The 18,940-nt window shown below is 35.8% G+C and carries 15 protein-coding genes and 1 tRNA gene; 11 read left to right on the top strand and 5 right to left on the bottom strand.

What is annotated here, in order from left to right:
• Positions 1-5 precede the first annotated feature (5 nt).
• The 3 genes from ACQ76T_RS12515 to ACQ76T_RS12505 all read left to right on the top strand — a co-directional run bounded on the left by ACQ76T_RS12515 (position 6) and on the right by ACQ76T_RS12505 (position 2,839).
• Entirely contained in the window at positions 6-1,325 is a 1,320-nt protein-coding gene (locus ACQ76T_RS12515) for a RagB/SusD family nutrient uptake outer membrane protein (protein WP_431343619.1), read from the top strand.
• Between the two features lie 75 nt (positions 1,326-1,400).
• Positions 1,401-2,162, top strand: a complete 762-nt coding sequence (locus ACQ76T_RS12510) for a LytR/AlgR family response regulator transcription factor (RefSeq protein WP_431343618.1) — start codon at positions 1,401-1,403, stop codon at positions 2,160-2,162.
• Between the two features lie 38 nt (positions 2,163-2,200).
• On the top strand, positions 2,201-2,839 hold the full coding sequence (locus tag ACQ76T_RS12505) for a hypothetical protein (protein ID WP_431343617.1): 639 nt from the start codon (positions 2,201-2,203) through the stop codon (positions 2,837-2,839).
• A gap of 222 nt (positions 2,840-3,061) precedes the next feature.
• Here ACQ76T_RS12505 and ACQ76T_RS12500 read toward each other — a convergent pair.
• Positions 3,062-3,134 (bottom strand) — tRNA-Phe (locus ACQ76T_RS12500).
• A gap of 509 nt (positions 3,135-3,643) precedes the next feature.
• Here ACQ76T_RS12500 and tssD point away from each other — a divergent pair.
• The 8 genes from tssD to ACQ76T_RS12460 all read left to right on the top strand — a co-directional run bounded on the left by tssD (position 3,644) and on the right by ACQ76T_RS12460 (position 14,308).
• Positions 3,644-4,048 (top strand): type VI secretion system tube protein TssD, encoded by a 405-nt coding sequence (gene tssD, locus ACQ76T_RS12495; RefSeq protein WP_431343616.1) that lies wholly within the window; start codon positions 3,644-3,646, stop codon positions 4,046-4,048.
• A 169-nt stretch (positions 4,049-4,217) separates the two neighbouring features.
• On the top strand, positions 4,218-6,098 hold the full coding sequence (locus tag ACQ76T_RS12490; protein WP_431343615.1) for a type VI secretion system Vgr family protein: 1,881 nt from the start codon (positions 4,218-4,220) through the stop codon (positions 6,096-6,098).
• Position 6,099: 1 nt separating this feature from the next.
• The gene (locus tag ACQ76T_RS12485) at positions 6,100-7,443 is read left to right on the top strand and encodes a hypothetical protein (RefSeq protein ID WP_431343614.1); all 1,344 of its coding nucleotides are present in this window, start codon (positions 6,100-6,102) and stop codon (positions 7,441-7,443) included.
• Entirely contained in the window at positions 7,434-7,676 is a 243-nt protein-coding gene (locus ACQ76T_RS12480; protein WP_431343613.1) for a hypothetical protein, read from the top strand. The genes ACQ76T_RS12485 and ACQ76T_RS12480 overlap by 10 nt, the downstream gene beginning before the upstream one ends.
• Positions 7,677-7,762: 86 nt before the next feature.
• Positions 7,763-8,005: a hypothetical protein gene (locus ACQ76T_RS12475; RefSeq protein ID WP_431343612.1), complete on the top strand. Its 243-nt coding sequence runs from the start codon at positions 7,763-7,765 to the stop codon at positions 8,003-8,005.
• A gap of 24 nt (positions 8,006-8,029) precedes the next feature.
• The gene (locus ACQ76T_RS12470) at positions 8,030-8,824 is read left to right on the top strand and encodes a hypothetical protein (protein WP_431343611.1); all 795 of its coding nucleotides are present in this window, start codon (positions 8,030-8,032) and stop codon (positions 8,822-8,824) included.
• A gap of 17 nt (positions 8,825-8,841) precedes the next feature.
• Positions 8,842-13,125, top strand: a complete 4,284-nt coding sequence (locus tag ACQ76T_RS12465) for a hypothetical protein (protein WP_431343610.1) — start codon at positions 8,842-8,844, stop codon at positions 13,123-13,125.
• 103 nt (positions 13,126-13,228) lie between these two features.
• Complete coding sequence (locus ACQ76T_RS12460) at positions 13,229-14,308, top strand: hypothetical protein (RefSeq protein ID WP_431343609.1); 1,080 nt, start codon at positions 13,229-13,231, stop codon at positions 14,306-14,308.
• Between the two features lie 93 nt (positions 14,309-14,401).
• Here ACQ76T_RS12460 and ACQ76T_RS12455 read toward each other — a convergent pair whose 3' ends face one another.
• The 4 genes from ACQ76T_RS12455 to ACQ76T_RS12440 all read right to left on the bottom strand — a co-directional run bounded on the left by ACQ76T_RS12455 (position 14,402) and on the right by ACQ76T_RS12440 (position 18,639).
• Entirely contained in the window at positions 14,402-14,755 is a 354-nt protein-coding gene (locus tag ACQ76T_RS12455) for a DUF4280 domain-containing protein (RefSeq protein ID WP_431343608.1), read from the bottom strand.
• 5 nt (positions 14,756-14,760) lie between these two features.
• The gene (locus ACQ76T_RS12450; protein ID WP_431343607.1) at positions 14,761-15,486 is read right to left on the bottom strand and encodes a hypothetical protein; all 726 of its coding nucleotides are present in this window, start codon (positions 15,484-15,486) and stop codon (positions 14,761-14,763) included.
• A 145-nt stretch (positions 15,487-15,631) separates the two neighbouring features.
• Positions 15,632-18,214, bottom strand: a complete 2,583-nt coding sequence (locus tag ACQ76T_RS12445) for a type VI secretion system Vgr family protein (RefSeq protein WP_431343606.1) — start codon at positions 18,212-18,214, stop codon at positions 15,632-15,634.
• Positions 18,211-18,639 (bottom strand): hypothetical protein, encoded by a 429-nt coding sequence (locus ACQ76T_RS12440; protein ID WP_431343605.1) that lies wholly within the window; start codon positions 18,637-18,639, stop codon positions 18,211-18,213. Before ACQ76T_RS12440 ends, ACQ76T_RS12445 begins: the two co-directional genes overlap by 4 nt.
• Between the last annotated feature and the right edge of the window lie 301 nt (positions 18,640-18,940).

Raw genomic sequence — 18,940 nt, 5'->3', positions numbered from 1 at the left:
AAAAAATGAGAAAAATAACAACATTTGTGGCACTGGCTGTCATCAGCTTTACAACCATTGGGTGCGATAGATTTTTAGATATACAACCTGAAGGAAAAGTAATTCCTAAAACTGTTGAGGATTACAGACAGGTACTTACCTCAGCCTATTCAAAATATCCTTCCCACAGATCTCTTGTGGCACTTCGTACCGATGAGTTGAATATTGACGAAAATACGAGTGATTTCGTTTCTTACCGGGAAATTGCGATGTGGAAAGATTCCAATACAGACCAGGCAACCACTGAGTTTCCATGGGTGAGTTTCTATTCGGTAGTATTTTACCTGAATCAGATCATCAATGAAGGAACGAAAACGATGCCGGAATCTCCGGAAAAACAGCAGATCTTGGCAGAAGCGTATGCATTGCGTGCCTACACTTATTTTGATATGGTAAACCTTTACGGAAAACCTTACAACAATGCTACCGCTTCTACAGACAGAGGAGTACCGATTACTCTGGATATTGATCTTGAACAAGTATTGAAGCCTTCTACCGTGCAGGAAGTTTACAATCAGGTTCATGCAGATATTACAAAAGCAGAAGGGCTTATGGTAGAGCAGAAGCAGGCTGCAGGTCTTAATTACAGATTTTCTAAAGTAGCATTGCTGGCTCTTGAAGCAAGAACGGCTCTTTATGAAGGGGATTGGAATAAAGCGGTTAGCTATTCAGATCAGGCATTAGCCATAAAAAATGATATCAGCAATCTGAATACAGCAAGTACAGCACCTAATCATTATGCTTCAGTGGAATCTATTTTAGCGCTGGATAACGCATTCAACAGCTCTGTACAGAATTTATCTTTTGCTTCTGCAGAATTGATTTCGAAATTTAACAGCACTGCAGATAAAAGATTCGGGCTTTCTTTTGAAAAGAATGGAAGTAAATATAAAGTAATCAAAGGTGGAAGTTCAGATTTCAGAATCTCTTTCAGAACATCCGAACTGTATTTTATAAAATCTGAAGCTTTATTGAAACTGAATAAACTTGATGATGCAAAACAGGTACTTCTTACCGTTTTGAAGAACAGATACACCCCTGATGGATATGTTTCAGTTCAAAATCAGGTAAGTTCAATGAATGCCCCAGATTTCATGAATTTTATTCTGGATGAAAGAGTGAGAGAATTCGCATTGGAAGGGCAGCGTTGGTTCGACTTAAGAAGAGCGAATCAAATACAAATAACTCATACCGTGAACGGTCAGAATTATATTCTTCAGCAGAATGATGTAAGATATACCATTGAATTCCCGATGAGTGCAAAGAGAAACAATCCTAATTTATAAGACATTCATATTAACAACCCTTGAAACCGCTAGAGCTTGATCGTTCTAGCGGTTTTTTTGTACTTTTGTACCGTTATGAGAATTGCCATTATAGAAGACGAATTGCTGGCTGTTAATTATCTGAAAGATCTTTTAGATAAGCAGACCATCGTTCCTGTTACTGAGATAGTGGTGCTTCGCTCCAAAAAGCAGGCAATAGATTTCTTTGAAACCCATTCGGTAGATCTCCTTTTTATGGATATTCACCTTGGAGACGGGATGAGTCTGGAAATTTTTGAACAGGTTGAGCTTTTTACCCCGATTATATTTATCACAGCTTTTGATGAATATGCAATGAGGGTTTTCAAACACTTTACCATAGATTATCTTTTGAAGCCTTTTGAAGAAGAAGACTTGCATAAGGCTTTACAGAAGTTTATTTCCATACGGAATAACTTCGATCCGGAACCTACCTTAAAATCAATTTCATCACTGCAGCAGGGAAATTCTGATGTGATGAAACGTTTCATGGTAAGAGAAGGAAATAAACTTAAATCGATAGACGAGCATAACACTGCTTATTTTTTCGCTTCAGGAAAGTATCTTTTCCTAACGACCAAAGATCATCATACCTATATTTATGATGACACTATTAAAGATATTATTCAAAAACTGAGTTCTGCTGTTTTCTTTAAAATAAACCGTAAGTTTATCATCAACAAAGAAGCTGTAGCAGAAATTATTAAACATTCCAGTCAGAAGGTGGAACTTAGGCTTTCTCCGGAACCGGAAGTCAATGCTGAGGTTTTTATCAGTAAAATGCAGATTGCAGAATGTTTAAGCTGGCTTAACAGCTAATTCTGAGTAAAAATAATTGAATTTTCAACGATAGAACTATGAACATATACTACAGGAATGATTGTTTTAAAATAATTTCTGAAGATGAGGTTTCAGATCAATTTTCAGGATACAGAGATTATGTGATAGACGGAATTCTTAAGATCAGGGAACGATATATTGCAGGTTGTATTTTTGCATTACATTACTATAAAAATACGGAAGAAAATGAAAACGAGGTAGTGGAACAATTCAAAAATATTCCGGATTTAAAAATGTTAAGTGTAAGAGAAAGAAAACAATATGGCGATTTTAAGCTTGATCATATTCGGTATTTCAATAGTGAAAAAAATGAATTTTTATCACTGATAATACGAGAACTGTATAATCACAGAGAACAGAAAATCGCTTGGGAATGTACGGATCTTTCATTATCGCAGGACAACGAGTTTTACTATCAATTGTCTAAGCAATATTATCATACTGAAGATGGATCTAATGGAAAATGTTTCATATCCCACTTTAAATCATGCTTTTTTACAGATATTGAATACTTTTCAGAAGGTTTTGATACGGATGACCAGGATATAGAAAGAGGCTTTGAAGGAGAAAGTGCCAACCTTTTAATGAGCAAAATGAATATTTCTGCCAAGATGAAAGCCTGGTATGTGAACAGTGAGTTTCTCCCCATTTTATAATACTGTTAGAATAAAATTACAATGGAATTAAAAGAACCTTCTACGCAGGAATTTTTGTATACTCATGTTTTCTGTAGGGCCAACCACTCAGGAAGTATATGAATATGATGATGAAGGAAACTTGCCTGATCATTATTATAACCTATAAGCCCGTTCAAAAATCAGTACCTCTGTAGCCGGGGGTACAAACAAAAAAACCTCTGAAAATCAGAGGTTTTAAAGTGGTTTCTCCAGGAATCGAACCAGGGACACATGGATTTTCAATCCATTGCTCTACCAACTGAGCTAAGAAACCATTATGTTGTTGTTTATTACTTCGTTGTTTTAAAGTGATGCAAAAGTATAATATTTTGTAATAGTGCGCAAGTTTTTCAAGGTTTTTTTTGAAAAAATATAGTATTGAAAACTGTTTTAAAAGACAATGGCCTTTTATTCAGCAGCTTATATTTTTTATTTTTTCTAGAAGATGTCGTGATGATTAAAAGTTTTACCATTTCCAGGATTCTTTCTTTACATATCCCAGAATAAGTGAGAATATTTTATAAAATCTATAGCGTTTATCAAGAGATGGATGACCTATACAATGTATTCAGATATTTTATATTCGATAAATTACATAAGTGCTTAAGCAGTTTATAAAGGGTTGGTTTATAGGTAACGAACTACCTAACAACTGTTAGTAGTAGAATTACGACACTTTTTAAAATTTAATATAAAATTTCATTTTCAATTTGTAAATACATCTATATTTGGTGATATAGAAAACAATAATCACGACTTATTAATCATTAAAATTTACAAATTATGGCAGAGAGAAATTCAAGAGGAATTTTAAAATTCAACAACGGAGAAGGACAGAAGCTGTTAAAGTTAAACTACAGTGTATCCAGATCTACAGATGTTTCAGGACGTGTGGCATCCGACCCTTCCAATGCTCTTATCAAAATTACAGTGGAAGCTACAGAAAAAGCGGATATTCTGGAAAGTCTTCTGAACGGGAAATATAAGCCTACAGTAGGTGAGATTACGTTCAACAAATCTCATGAAGAAGGAACGTTAACAACTCTTAAGTGGAGTAACGGATACGTCATTCAGCATGAGGTAGATTTTGATGCTGTAGACGAGAATAGTATGTATATTACTTTTATCGTAAGCGCTGAGCAGATTGATCTTGGTAATTCTTCTTATCACGGAGCATGGCCTTCATAATACATTCAGAAATTAAATATCAGGCAGAATTGTGTTCCATTCAGGATATTTTTCTGCCTTTTCCCCTATTTTGTACAGTTCCTTCGAAAGATAAGTTTTGTACCCCAGGAGCTTTTGCTATAAAGCAGTTATTTATTTTTTAAGAAATTAGAAACCCCCTTATATTACTATGAATAAGAATGCTTCGAATTCCGATAAGATTTCTGAGAATCATATTCCGGGAATCAACCGTGTAGTGAAACTGGATATTGTAATTGAAGGCAAAATTATCAAATACTTCAAGCATTTCCGTCTGCAGCAAAGTGCCAGACGACATCACAACTTTGAACTTATCCTCGCTCATGATTCGTTGGGAGAAACCCAGAACCATACTCTGGAGCAGGCACGCCAGTTTTTGGGCAAGCGTATCACCATTGTTTTTAAATATAAAGATTACGAAAGCGAAAGCCCCGAGAGAACTTTTGTGGGAGTCATTACCAAAGCAGCCTTTAGCCAGGAAAAAATGAGCCTGGGAAATATTATACTCAAAGGACAGAGTCCTACTATTCTTATGGATGCAGCTCCCCATACGCAGAGTTTTGGCGGAGATCAGGCCGTGAATACCAGTATTATTGCCGATAAAATAATTAAAGAAGCACTCGGATCAGAAAAATTTGATTTTAGAGTAGAAACACAGAATAAAAGCTATATCAATTATAGTTCACAATATAACGAGACCCATTACAATTATCTCGCAAGAACAGCTGAAGCATACGGAGAGCAGTTTTATTACGATGGAGAGGTTCTTCATTTCGGAAAGCTTCCTCCTTCCGAAAAACCAATTCGTCTTGTATACGGAAGTAATGCAACCGATGTTCAGGTAGAATTGAATGCCGTTCACACCCATCCGGAATTTTTTGGATACAATAGCAGCAGCCATACCAAAATGGAAGGCTCCGGAAATACAGTCAGACATATTGGAGAAATTTCCTCCAAAGCTTATGAACTGAACAATAACATTTTTAAAACCCGTTCCCTTTCGCCCGTTCCCATCAATGCCAATATGTTCATGGATGTGAACGATTCCCAGAAAAGTGCAGCAGGGAGTGCAGCGGTAGAAGTTTTTACCGTTTCAGGGAAAACTACTGTTCCCTTTTTATATCCTGGTTGTCTTGCAGATATTGAAATGCGAAAACCGGACAGCAACCAAACCTCGTACTTTACCAAAATTACCATTACAGAAGTTTCTCATGAAGTGAACGCGAGAGGCTATTACACCGGTAATTTTGAAGCTATTGCAGATGGAACCGGATTTATGCCGAAACCCGACTTTATATATCCTAAAGCAGAGCCACAGGTTGCTACAGTTATTTCAAATACAGATCCACTTAATCAGGGACGTATTCAGGTACAGTTTGACTGGCAGAAAAAGCCAGATACCACCCATTTTATAAGAATGATGAGCCCGGATGCAGGTGGAACCGACATGATTACCCAGAACAGAGGCTTTGTAGCCGTTCCCGAAGTAGGAGACCAGGTTATGGTAGGTTTTGAATATCATCATCCTGATTTTCCTTTCGCTATGGGAGGGATGTTTCATGGTCAGGTTGCTTTAGGGGGAAGCATCAACAACCATATTAAATCTATCCAGACCAGAAGTGGAAACAAAGTGATCTTTAATGATCAGGAAGGAAGTATATTTATTGAAGACCCAAGTGGAAATACCTATCTCATGGACGGAAAGGGAAATATTACGGTGAATGCTCCTAAAAATATGACTTTTACCGCCGGTGAAAATGTTCAGATCAATGCAGGTAAAAACATTATCGCTTCTGCCCAGAGAAATGTAAACATTATGGCCGGAGAAGATATTATGGAAACAGCCAATGACGATTACAATCTGACGGCCAGCAATATCATTGAAACTGCAGAAGTTGGAAGAAGTTCTATGGCAAAAAAAATCACAGAGAATATGGAGGCCGGATCTTACATTAGTACAAAAGATGCGATCAACGTAGAAAGTGCCAAAGAAGTACTCATTAATAGCGGTAAACAGGTAAAAATGCAGTAACATGGCAGGCGAAGGCGGAAATATTATAAGAAATGTCTTTGGAAAATCTTATAAAGAAGCAGAACATATTATGAAAGATGCTTCCAAAGGGACATTGGATTTTAAATCTCCACAGGAAAACACCTTTTATGGTAAAAATGGAGGGAAGAAGTTTGATGAATATCAGGCAAAAGAAGAAACACTTCCGGTAAGAGTATTAAAAGTAAAATGCTACGAAGATTTTGATTGTACAAAGGAAGTTACTGTTATAGAAAAAGATAAAAAATACTTTTATAAAGCTATTCAATATAACAGAAAGCCTACCAAATCTGAATTGAAAAGTATGAAATGGGCAATACAATATGATAATGGAAATATTGCTAATGCACCGCAGGTAACAGGTGAAGAAAAAATTTCTCATTTTGTTTCCGGTAATAGTAATGTGATGATAGCGCGCATATATGCTTTCTTTAAAGAGCCTAATAAAAATGCAAGCGCAGAAGTGTTTACAAAGCATATCGAGTTAGAAATTACAGACAAAACTATTGGATATTCTATCATGAGATTATTTGATGTGGCAGATGATTTTACGACTACGATGATAAAAGATAAATTTCCAGCATGTATTGTCAATGTTTATAGTGTAACCATAAAATATTATGAAGGAAATGAAGTAACAGAATATGGCAATTTTGGAGTTACTAGAGATGGATGGCAAAAAATTGATGAAAAAGACGGGAACTACTTTATGATAAACAGAGCATTTGAACCCAAGGAAAGTGATCAGAATATTTATAAAGTAGCTCATAGTTTCGTTCCATCGCAATACAAAGGCTTAATGAAAATAGATGCTTTTGAATTACATTCCTTTGAAGGAAAGACAAATTTACCTGCAGAGCCAATATATACCAATTTCAAGCTGGATAATAAGACTCCTATTGGTCATAGCAGAACTAAGATTGATGAAGTTACCAATGTCAATATTCACATTGGAGGACATTATACCAGAGGACGAACAATGAAAAGCCCGGTAGAAGTGCAGTATTCTTCTCCTACAACTGGAATTCCTATGGGAACAAGTTATAAGATTGAAGAAGTCGGTATACATTGGCTGGGAGGCTCATTAGGCTGCTTCGCTTTTGTGGAGCCCGAAGATATAAAGCCTGATGTAAAATCTGCAATAGCAGCACACCATAACAAGGATTATGCAAAGCACACATCAAATAGACCATGGCAGGAAATAGTTAATAAAATACATAAATTAGAAGCAGAGCATAAAGCTGAAATCGTTGTTAAAGTTGTTAAACGAGGTAATTATAAAAAAGTAATTCCTGATTTCGATCCAAAAAGTATTTTATGGGAATAATAAATAATAAATCTAAAATAGCAATAGGTATCATAACATTCCTGGGACTTGTGTTTTTAGTAAGAGCCTATGTAATATATTCTTTTTATAAAAACGATGAACTATATGGAGATGGTATTCCTGATACGGCAAAATATGATAAAGAGTTTTTGTCAACAGTGATGTTTTCTGTTTTGATAATGATAGTTCTGTCACTGATAAGTATTCTGATCTTTAAGAAAAAGCAGCGATGATATCGGTATTTCCATCATTATAAAATAGGATAAACATTAGATATTTTATGAATCTATGACTCGGAAATAATATTATTCCAAAGAATATGAAGAAAAGAGTAATAATAACCGGAGGAATGATCGGGGTATTATTTCCCTTGTGGGATTTATTGACTGATCAGTCCGATATTGCTTCACTGGATTCGCAGGTCGGAGCCGGGTTTATTGTAAGTGGATTCTTCAGTATAAGAACATTCATATATCTGTCTATGGGTATGTTTTCAGGATGGATGATAAGTTTAATTATTGGTAAAGTATGTGATCTTCACCGTGAGTGGAATGACTTGTAAACTAATTGTCTAATAAAAATCAGTATGGTGCAAACAAGAGTTAAACCTTTTCAGAAATACTCATCGGGAATTCATACCTATCAGGTAGAAAACTTCCTCGAAGTTCAGTTTGGAGAAATGAAGGGATTCCATTCTTCGTTCACTATCACCATACAGGAAATAGAGATCGAGGAAAATATCAAAACATGGACAATTGAAAAAGTCGATGAAAATTCTTTTCCTTCCGAAAATAAATTTATGGAAATTCTGCACATTCTGGAGCAGAGCTCTTATCCGCTGGAAATAAAAGTAGATGGAAAAGGTAACTTTCTGAATGCGGCAGATCATCATAAAAATATCGAAAGCTGGAAACAGAAAACATCTGGTCTCCAGGAGAAATATGAAAATAGTGAAGTATTCAGAAACCAATATCTTACCATCTTAGAAGACGAAGATCTTTTCTATAAAAATAAACGGAAAGAACCCTTCTGGAATGTGTTGTTGTTTGCCCCCTATTATGTGGATAATGGCGAAAAAACGCATGAATCTGTGGTATGGAATATTAAGGGAATTGGTCATGTAGAATGCCCGGGAACCATCAGTGCCGAACAAAGAGACTATGGATTTGAAGCCTTATTTCTCTCCGAAATTAAAGTTCCTGAATCCATAAAAGAAGAATTAGATAAAAAATACCTGTACCAATTGGGACAGTATCAGATACATCTGCAGATTAAGATGGAATATAACTCCCGAAAAAAGCAGTATTCAAGTAAAAAAGCTGAATTTATAATATCAGACGGAGAAAAAACAGTATACCGGGAAACGATCACAATGACTTAACCTTATGAACAAATGACATGGCGGACAAAGGATACATCATCATAGAAGGAGCCACTGCCTACTGTAGCAGTTCCGTAACCAATAATTCTAACGGGACAGCCGTTCCGATGGAAGTGAAAAGCCAGAAGAAGAAATTGGGTAAAAACAAATACTTTGCCCAAAGTAAGCCTGTAGCCACCTATCTGGATGATAAAGCAGAAAGCTTCGGAAGTGGAAACGGCTTTGGGAACTGTAAAGGATCAGATGGTAAAACATATCCATGTAAAGGAAAGTGTAGTATTAAATATAAAGACTATTACGAAAATGTAGAATTCAACAAAAGCATGAAAATACTGTTGGATGTTTCTACAGGAAATTGCCCTGGGTACGGAGTTCCCGGAACCATAGCCTTTGCTACCACCGGACAGGCTAATAATGTTTCACAGATTGATGTGAAAGAGGCTGATGAATTTTCGGTAGCTAATACCTCGCCACAATGGTCTACATCTTCAGCCTCTGCTTCTACAACTTCTGTAGCCTCTATTTCTATGACATTGCCTATAGCTGTCGCCAAACCAGCAGGAACTTATTATTATGTTCAGACGGGAAGCGGATTATTCAATGCATTTATGAATCCGATAGCGATGAATAACATTTCTCTTACTGCGCAATTCAAAGGAGATGCTACGAAAATTATCTGGGCTCTTTTTAAAGGGGATGGCACGAAAGATAAAATCAAAACTTTTATTGGGTTAGGAAGTATTTTTAACCAATCGATGAGCAAGATATTTGATGGGCTTGAAGAAGGGAAGTACCGCATTGAAGCCTATGGAAAGAAGCCTGGCGACAATAATTGCTCGATTATCATAGAAGTTGTTAAAGATTTTGTTAAAAAAATTATTGCTCCAGGTACTTCTACCTTAATAAATATTCCTTTTCCATTATCGGTAGAGCTTAAGCTTACCACAGCTGCTGATCAGGTGAAAATCCTGAATAAAAGTATTTTCAATCCGATTGTAAATAAAGCGCAATGGAAAGTGAAACAGGGAACAACAGTATTATACAATAGCTCTACAGGCACTACAGCTTCTCATCTCGTTGAGGTAAGTAATGTGGCAGGGAAAGCAGTACTGACTTTTAAAAATGCAGGAACTTATATTGTGGAAGCATTTACAGATCCTACAGACCCCAAACCAGAATCCATCACCGTTAAAATAGAAAATTCCTTAGGAGTAATGGGGGTTACAGGAGCTGCTGGTCTGCTGAGGTTTAGCGATATGCTGAATGTGAAAGCTTCCAAATTCAATGTCAATTATATGCCGGCAGGAACTTCTGTACATTGGTATCTTAAAAAAGAAGGAACAGGAAGACTCATTGCTTTTGAAAGTTCACCCACATTCAGAACGGGAACCATCAATAAAAAAGTTTCAGAATTACTTTACGGTGATGCCGGTCTTAATAGCAGCCAATATTTTGGTAAATATACACTGGAAGCCTATGCCAATCCATTAGGAAGTGGAAAACAGCCTGCTTTTTCAGGTTCCGACTGCTTTAATTTTGAAGTCATTAAAAATGTCATTGATAAATTTACCCTTCCCGCGGGTAATATTCCCAAAGGAACAAAAGTAAAATACACAGCTACCGCAAGAATTGCCACTCTTACCGGAAATGAAACCATAAAAATAGAAGTCCCTCAAAATGTTACCGATAACGGAGATGGGACACTTACTTTTAATGAACTTGGTGAATACACCATTTCTGCCTATTTAACCGGAGATTATACAGACAGCAAAAAGATTGAAGCAAAAATAAAAGTATCCGAACCCTCTGTAAAAAGAGCACTCTGGGCATATGGAACAGGCGTTAAACGTACCGAAACCGGATTTGGAGAAGAAACATACGGCTTTTTGGAAATCGACGGTCTTCAGAACCAGGCACTCAAAGTGAAAATTTGGGTAAAAGGAGATGGGGATGATTTCTATAAGGAGAAAGATAAATATATGCTGGAGGAGAAAAGTGTAACCCTTAATAATGAAGGAAAAGCTTCCTTTATGATCACTGTCAATGATGATTATAAGAAAAAATTGGAAACGGCTATTCCAAAAACAACGGAAAATCCCAATCCTTCATACCGCTTAATATTTACTGTGGAACTGCAGGCCGGTTCATCTACTGATATTGTTTTGCCATCCGCTATTTCTATTCAGGGAACTCGCCCGGTCGTTGTAGACGGAACCACAACCTATCTGGAAGTGTTGGATACCAATGAAGAATTGGTCATCACTTCAGAAAAGAAGATCGTTTCCATCATGTTTTCCACTGAGGATGGTAAAGATATTCAGCGTATGCAGACCTTCTATGGGAAAACCCATAAACTTTGGGTGCATACCGTTAATATGACAGAAGAAACACTTAAAATTGATGTTCTGAAAGAGATTCCTAAAGAAGGAATGAATGAAAAAGATCACATCACGTATACCCACGAAAGCAAACAGAGTTATAACGAAGAAAAAGTAGGGAAAGACGGACTGCTGGAAGTTTCTTTCACTCCAAAAGAAGAATGGAAAAACCCACCCAAAAATTTCGATTACTATATAGCACAGGTTTCCCGCCAGGTTCAGGATCCTGCCGATCCCCAAAAGAAAGTCTGGAAGATAGAGAAAAGTCAGTTTACAATTAATAGTACGCTGCCTGCAGATGTGGTTCGAACAGAAGATATGGTAAAACTGGGAATCAAAGCTTATAAAACAGATGGAACTCCCTTTACAAATGACGAAATGTTGGAACTGCGAAAACAATTTATCTTTTATGAGAGCGGTTGTTTGAAAGTATCCCAAAAAGAAACACCTGAGGCTATAGATAATGATGTGATGCCTGTGAAGGTAGAAATGGCTGAGGTGAAGAAAGAAGGAGGTGGATGTCCCAGATGTAATGCACCGGTAACAGCAGAGCAGTTAAAAGAAATATTTCCGGATGCTGATCCTACTGTTCTGACACAGGTTGCGGCGGCATATACAAAATATATGAAAGAAATAGGGATGAATACCTGTTGGAATAAAGCTCATTTATTTGCTCAGGCCAGGGTAGAAACCGGAAAGACTCTTCATTTGAAAGACGGTGAAAACTTCAATTGGTATTGGGAAAAATTACCAGGAACTTTTGCTGCATTCAGAACTCAAGAAGGGAGAGATAATGCAAAATTATGGGGAAGAGCTGTAGAAAAGCCAAATTTACCGGGAGTAAGCGTGGAAAATCAGAAAAATATTGCCAATTGGGCTTATTCTCCAACTAGTAATAAAGGAAAGGAACTTGGAAATACACAAGCAGATGACGGATGGAATTTTAGAGGGAAAGGTCTTATTCAACTTACGGGAAGAACAGCTTATGCATATGCCAATACCTATACCAAAAAAGAAGGTGCAGATATCATAGCTGATCCGGATCTGGTGATAACCAATATTGCTGTAGCTGTAATATCTTCCATGGCCTTTTTTAAGTGGAAAGGCATTAATACGATTGTGAACGGATCTAAAGATACTTTACCGGCAAGTAAAAAGGTCGGTAATGAGGTAGCAACGAAAGATGCAAACGGAAAAGATTCTGATAATTATACAGAAAAACAAGCTGCTTTTGACGAACATACTTCAAAAACGTTCAAAACATCCGAGTGTGAATGGGGAAGAGCCACCGATTTAAATCTGGCAGGCAGAAGTCCGTGGATGGAAATTGCTGTAGCAGAAGCTAAAGTATATGGAGGAAAACATGAAAGTACTATTGACAGCAGAATTAAAACTTATCATAAAGATGGAGGAGGAACTGATGCGGGAAGTGGTACGGCTTGGTGTGCTTCATTTGTATGCTGGTGTATTGAACAAAAAGGTTTGCCAAGTCCTCATTCTGCCGGTTCAAGAATGTTTATGAGCAGTGCAAAAGCTGAAAAGTGCGAGGTGTTTTTCGGAGCAGTTGCCATTTTCTCAGATTGTGATTCAACAGGAACACAAATTGAAACTTCAGGCCATGCTACTTTTGTTTTCGGCAAATTACCGGGAACTGAAATATATGCCTGCCTTGGAGGAAATCAATCCGATAAGCTTAAAATGTCGAGTTATAATTGCAGCGGTAATGTTTTCGTATCTTGGAAAGAGAAAAATGGAACAGAACATTATAAGATATTCAGGGGTTTCTACAAACCTAAAGGATATGTTATTAAAGACATAGACAAGTTAAATAATAATGATAATTATTCATCTGCAGATGAAGCAAGTAAAAAAGCGTTAAATTTAGATATTAAATCCGATGAGAATGGCGAAAGTTCAAGGTAAGTTGGTTGTGACAAAAATCTTAATGGCTTCTGGTTTTTTTTGCCTCGTGCAATGTCAGGAAAAAAAGCAGGAATCTATCAATCTCTCAACAAAAAATAATACAATGCAAAAAACGGAAATAAGGAGTATACTGGAAGAACAATTGAAGAAGGGAGCTGCTGAGGAATATGGAAGTTTTAGTAACTATTCAGAAAAAGATCTTAATGCTTTAATTGAACTGGAAGATTCAATTCTACAATCTAATGGATATAAAAATATAACCAATGATCAATTTACTGCAAAGGTTGAGCAAATATTTGGAAGAAAAATAGATTATACCACTTCAAGTAATTTTCTGAAAGTTGATACCTATAATAAATGTGATAAAGAATTGTCTTATGTCCCTTTATCAGCAGAGTATCAGAATATTTATATTTCCAAAAAAAATAAATTACTATCCTATTTTTATCCTCTTCCACTGCTTATTGATTATCAGAAAAACTATCCAGACCTTAAGAAAATAGAAGATAATCCTATTGAAGTAGAAACAGATGGAAGTAAGATTAAGGTAGCCCGATGGAAAGATATTCCTAATGTAAAGGAGCAACAAAAGAAGAATGTCCAGATTGTGGTAGCACGTAATATGTATTTATTTAATGATAATAAAACGTACGTAACATGGCTTGTTACACAGGATCCTGCTTTTGTTAAAACGTTGGTGAAACAATTTGGATATACGAAAGAACCCAAGTTCAACGACCTTACCATGAATGATTATCTTACGAATTATCAAACCTCTTCCGACATTGGTGATATTATTTTTACTAAAAATTGTAAAGGAGAATTAGAGATAAGAACCGAATTGTTGAAGTATATAAAAGATCATACAAAATCAGATGAAAACAGACTTTTGACTGCCTTAGAAAATTTTGGATATGCTTTAAAAGATAATCACAGTTTTACGTCAGATGAAAAATATAAAATACTGGCTTACATAGGAAATACTGTAGACCCCTTTTACTTGGATTTTGCCGGTATTAACTCAGGGAATGCAGTTTGGAATGCCGAGAGCGTGCTTTACAATAGTGTAGTAAAGGATAAAAATATAATCTCTGTATTTCAGAAGAATAATTATTATGGGCTTCCTGATTTAAAAGACAGTTTGATGAGGGTACAGGGAATTATTGAACATGATTCTGAATAAATATTACTTCATAAAAGAACTAAGCACAATCAATTCAATTAGATTGTGCTTTTTATTTGAAGGTTTTGGTGTGGCTAATTCAATTAAAGGGAACTATAAGATTTCATGTTTTTCACCGTGCCCTTTGTCTGTTACTTCAATTTTACCACCGGTATTACACATACAAAATGAATATTCTGTAAGAATTTTATAATTGTTGATCGTGTCTTTTTCTGTTGTCTTTTGCCAATCCATCGGAACAGGAAGACAAAGTGAGTATCCTCCTATAGTAGGTTTCAATTTACATTGTCCGAAAGGCTTTATGTGTACATTCGCCTGCTTATCCTGTTCAGTAGCAATATATTTTCCTTCAGCCGTAGAGAAATTCTGACTGGTAACACTAAGATTACTCGGTGTTGTTCCTTGGTTACAGGATAATTGGGTGGTATTGGTGATTTTTTGTGGCATAAAGGTTAATTTTTCTTTTTATAAAGAATATCAATTGTAGTTCCGTCACCTCCTTTACCAAGTTGACGCTCTACAACCAACAATTCGCCGGTAAGACCATTTAACTTGATTCTGATAAGTCCTTTTTTAGGATCATCTTTATATTGTCCGATATAATCAATACTCCAAATTGGGAAATTGTAACCAGGATATTCTAAATTATTATTTACTCCAATCTTATCTTTTAGTATATTAAACTTTAAATCTTGTTCAATATACTTTTTAACTTGCTCCCAAGTAAATTTATAAGGTTTATCCCAGTCTTCTACTTTTAAGAGTTTACCTTTTAAATCATATTCATATCTAAACCCTTTAATAAAGCCCCCTTCACCAAAAGTTTCCCACTTACTTTTTAATAACCCATTTTTATAGTATTCTTTATGGATCGCAAAAAGAGAGTTTTTGGTTATTAATGTTACATAATAAGAATCATCAAAATCAGCTTCCAAAATCTTTGTACCATTAGAAGACTCATGCTCATAAGTTCTACTTATTTTATCATAATGCTTAAAATAATTTTCAATATCAAATTTTTCATTGGTAAATGTTTCCATAGTTTTCTGATTTACTGGAATTTCTAATGATTTAGGTTTTCTGATGTCTTTTGAGGGAGTATTTTTATTAAGTTCTTTATCTTGTGAGTGACAAGATGATATTATTAATGATAATAGGATAAGTGTTATTTTCTTCATGGTCTATATTTTTTTTACGTTTGGATAAATAAATGGATATTGCCAGTGCCATAGTTGAATAACCGGTATTGGAGTTAGTGCTACATCTGAATAATCCATTATATTATCCGTTTTATCTTGAGTAAAAGTATGTTCTCCAGAATTATCAAAAGAATGATAAAGACCCATTGCGTGAAGAACCCTCATGTACAAGGGTACTGTCACTAAAAGCGGTATTGTTACTATCTCCTTTATATATTACTACGGATTTAGCAGTAGAGGGGATGCCATAAGAGCGACCAAATAAACCATAGCTGGGAGATCGAGATGTTCCTGCTTCCTGATTGATAAAATAAAATTTATAGACATCATCATATTTACTGCCATACTTCGTTTTGATCTGTCCATTTAAAAAATCTTGAATTGCGTCAGTTGACCCGTTTGGAATCATACCACCTCTTACGTTTGCAGCGTTATTAAATAATGTTTTTAGATTTGTCCTCTTTCCAGATGAATCAGTATCTGAAGTAAAGGATAGATCAATTGTGGTAAGAAAATTAGCATTTACTAATGACTGTCTCAAATATTTGTTCAAAACAAATTTTCTATTTGATGATGGTGCACTCATTGAAACAGTTCCGTTTATATTTGTATTTACTCTAACAATTACACAATCCACTTTATAGCGTTGCTTATTAGGGGTAACCAAAATTTTCCCCGCGAGTGCCTTTTCCTCTTCTCCTTTAGCATTTTTAAATACGGAAATCACTTTTATATCCTGGTATTTATCAAACGATTTAATGCAGATGATATTGAGTGTTGTTTTGTGTACTCCCTTAGTTACGGGGGCAAGATTCTGTTTATCTATAGTAAATAAGGTGTTATCATATTCTAATCTTATTGGCTCTACATCAATATCTATTGTTAAATTTAATTTTGCAGAAGTGTGAGTAAAGCCTTTCGGAACTTCATCTTGTGGATATAAAGTGAGCCATGGTACAAAGTACGTAAATGTTATTCTTCTCCCTCTACTATCTTTTCTTGTAAAAGTTCTTTGTTGGTACGCTGTCTTTAGCTTATTATAGTTGGATGAAATAAATTTATATTCGTTTGATTTTGTATCTCCCGGTAGAGAAGTGTCACCCATTCTCATCCAGTCAAAGCCATATTCTCCGCTCCAATTGGATTGAGGTCTGAAACTAACATAACATCTCCCATCCATATATATGGGAATCTTTTTATATGGTTGTGCTTTATTTGTTTGATTATTTCCTTGCTTACCATGCATATCAACAAAACCTTTACTATTTACAATTGTATTCTGATCAGAATGCATAAATAGTTTTTGAGTTCCTGCTACATTCGCTTCCTTTGCCTGAATAAATAATTCATTTTCTGTATTAATAATGGTCTTTGCTGCCTGAGCATGAAATAGCTCAGATACAGTCTGCAACATAATAGGAGTGTTTATTAATGTTTTCTGCAGATAATTCATTAACGCAGTATTTCCTACCGTGGAAGTCATGTTATTTGCCACATTAATATCAAAATTATTATTGACATTAATCTCAACATCTGTAGCATTCATTATTATTTTATTGGGAGCGGTAACATTGATATTTCCTTCGCCATCCATAAAATAAATATTACCACTTGGATCTTGAATTGTTACACTCCCATTAGCATCATTCATTAAAACTTTGATACCACTACGAGTTTGTATGGATTTAAGATGATTATCAATACCACCACCTAAACCTACTTTACCATGAAACATTCCGCCCGTGGCAAAAGGGAAATCTGGATGATGATATTCAAAACCTACCATGACCTGATCTCCGATTTCAGGAATGGCCACAAATCCTCTGTTTTGGTTTACAGCATCTGTACCTCCCGCATCAGGACTCATCATTCTTATAAAATGGGTGGTATCATTTACCTGCCAATCAAATCGGACCTGTATTCTTCCCTGATTTAGAGGATCAACATTGGACATTATAGTTGCTATTTGAGGTTCCGCTTTTGGTATTATGAAATCAGGTTTAGGGATAAAACCTGTTCCCTCAGCAATAGCTTCAAAACTTCCTGTATAATAACCTCTGATATCAATCTCATGAGTCGTTTCCGTAATCATAAGCGTAGTAAAATGTGCAGTATGACTACTATCCGGCTTTCTCATGGATACATCAACAACACAACCAGGATATAAAAACGGAACAGTGGTTTTCCCTGAAACGGTGAAAACTTCTACAGCCGCACTTCCTCTAGCACTTTTCTGGGAATCATCAACATCCAAAAACATATTAGCATTGATCGGAGCATGGACTAGCGATCGGGTTTTAAAAATTCCATGATTCAGTTCATATGACTCTGCAGATAAATCTCCTAGATGTTTGATGCTATGATCCACACCTAGCATTTTAGAATGGCTATTACTGTTGTAAGCAAAATATTCAGGTTTAGTATGTACTGCCTTTAGCTCTATAGTTATATCAGCGACATTGCTTCCTTCAATGAGTTGGATAGGTTTTTCACTAGGTGGAAGTTTCCCGAAATGAAGAATCTCTCCATCATAGTAGAATTGCTCTCCATATGCTTCTGCAATTCTTGCGAGATAATTGTAATGGGTTTCGCAGTACTGCGCACTGTAATTGATATAGCTTTTGTTCTGTGTTTCTACTCTGAAATCGAATTTTTCTGATCCGAGTGCTTCTTTAATTATTTTATCGGCAATGATACTGGTATTCACGGCTTGTTCTCCACCAAACTTTGAGTATGAGGAGCTGCATCCATCAAAATAGTAGGACTCTGCCCTTTGAGGACAATGTTTCCCAGACTCATTTTTTCCTGACTGAATGCTATTTGGGTAATCACACCGATAAATGTACGTTCAGGACTTTCATTTTCAGGATCTTTATATTTGAAAGTTACAGTTAGGCGTTTTCCTAGAAACTGTCTGGCTTCTTCAAGATTGTGATTCTGCTCTTCTGATAAAGAATCATGGGCTAAAGTAAGTTCAAAATAATGATGTTTTCTGGTACTTTGTTGTAGTCGAAAATGCTTGAAATGGCTGACGGGTTTTCCATTGATTACAATATCAAGCTTCACCACACGATGGATGCCTGAAATATGGTTCTCCGAAATCCTGTCAGAATTGGAGGAATTTTTTTTCATAATGTCTTTGTGTTTTTTGATCTTATATTCTTGAACCTAAATAAAAAGATACTATCAAATATAGACATTTTTATTAAATCTTTATTGTCAGTTATTGCCTTAAAGGAAAGGGAGTTGGGCAAAAGTTGGGATCACTCTCAAAGCTGGGGAATATTGTATTTATGGAATTTAATTTAACGTAAAGTTTTTAGCATTTTATCTCATATTTTCAAGGGAGCAAAGGATGGAATCAATTTCATTGATTCTTTTTAAGCCAATGCATATCTACTAACCTTCTTCGGTGACGAAGTTGCACTTCTTG

It is taken from the genome of Chryseobacterium sp. JK1 (genome assembly GCF_050632815.1).
Lineage (GTDB): Bacteria > Bacteroidota > Bacteroidia > Flavobacteriales > Weeksellaceae > Chryseobacterium.
Note: the sequence above shows the minus strand (reverse complement) of the source record. Positions and strands in the feature narration are given on the sequence as shown.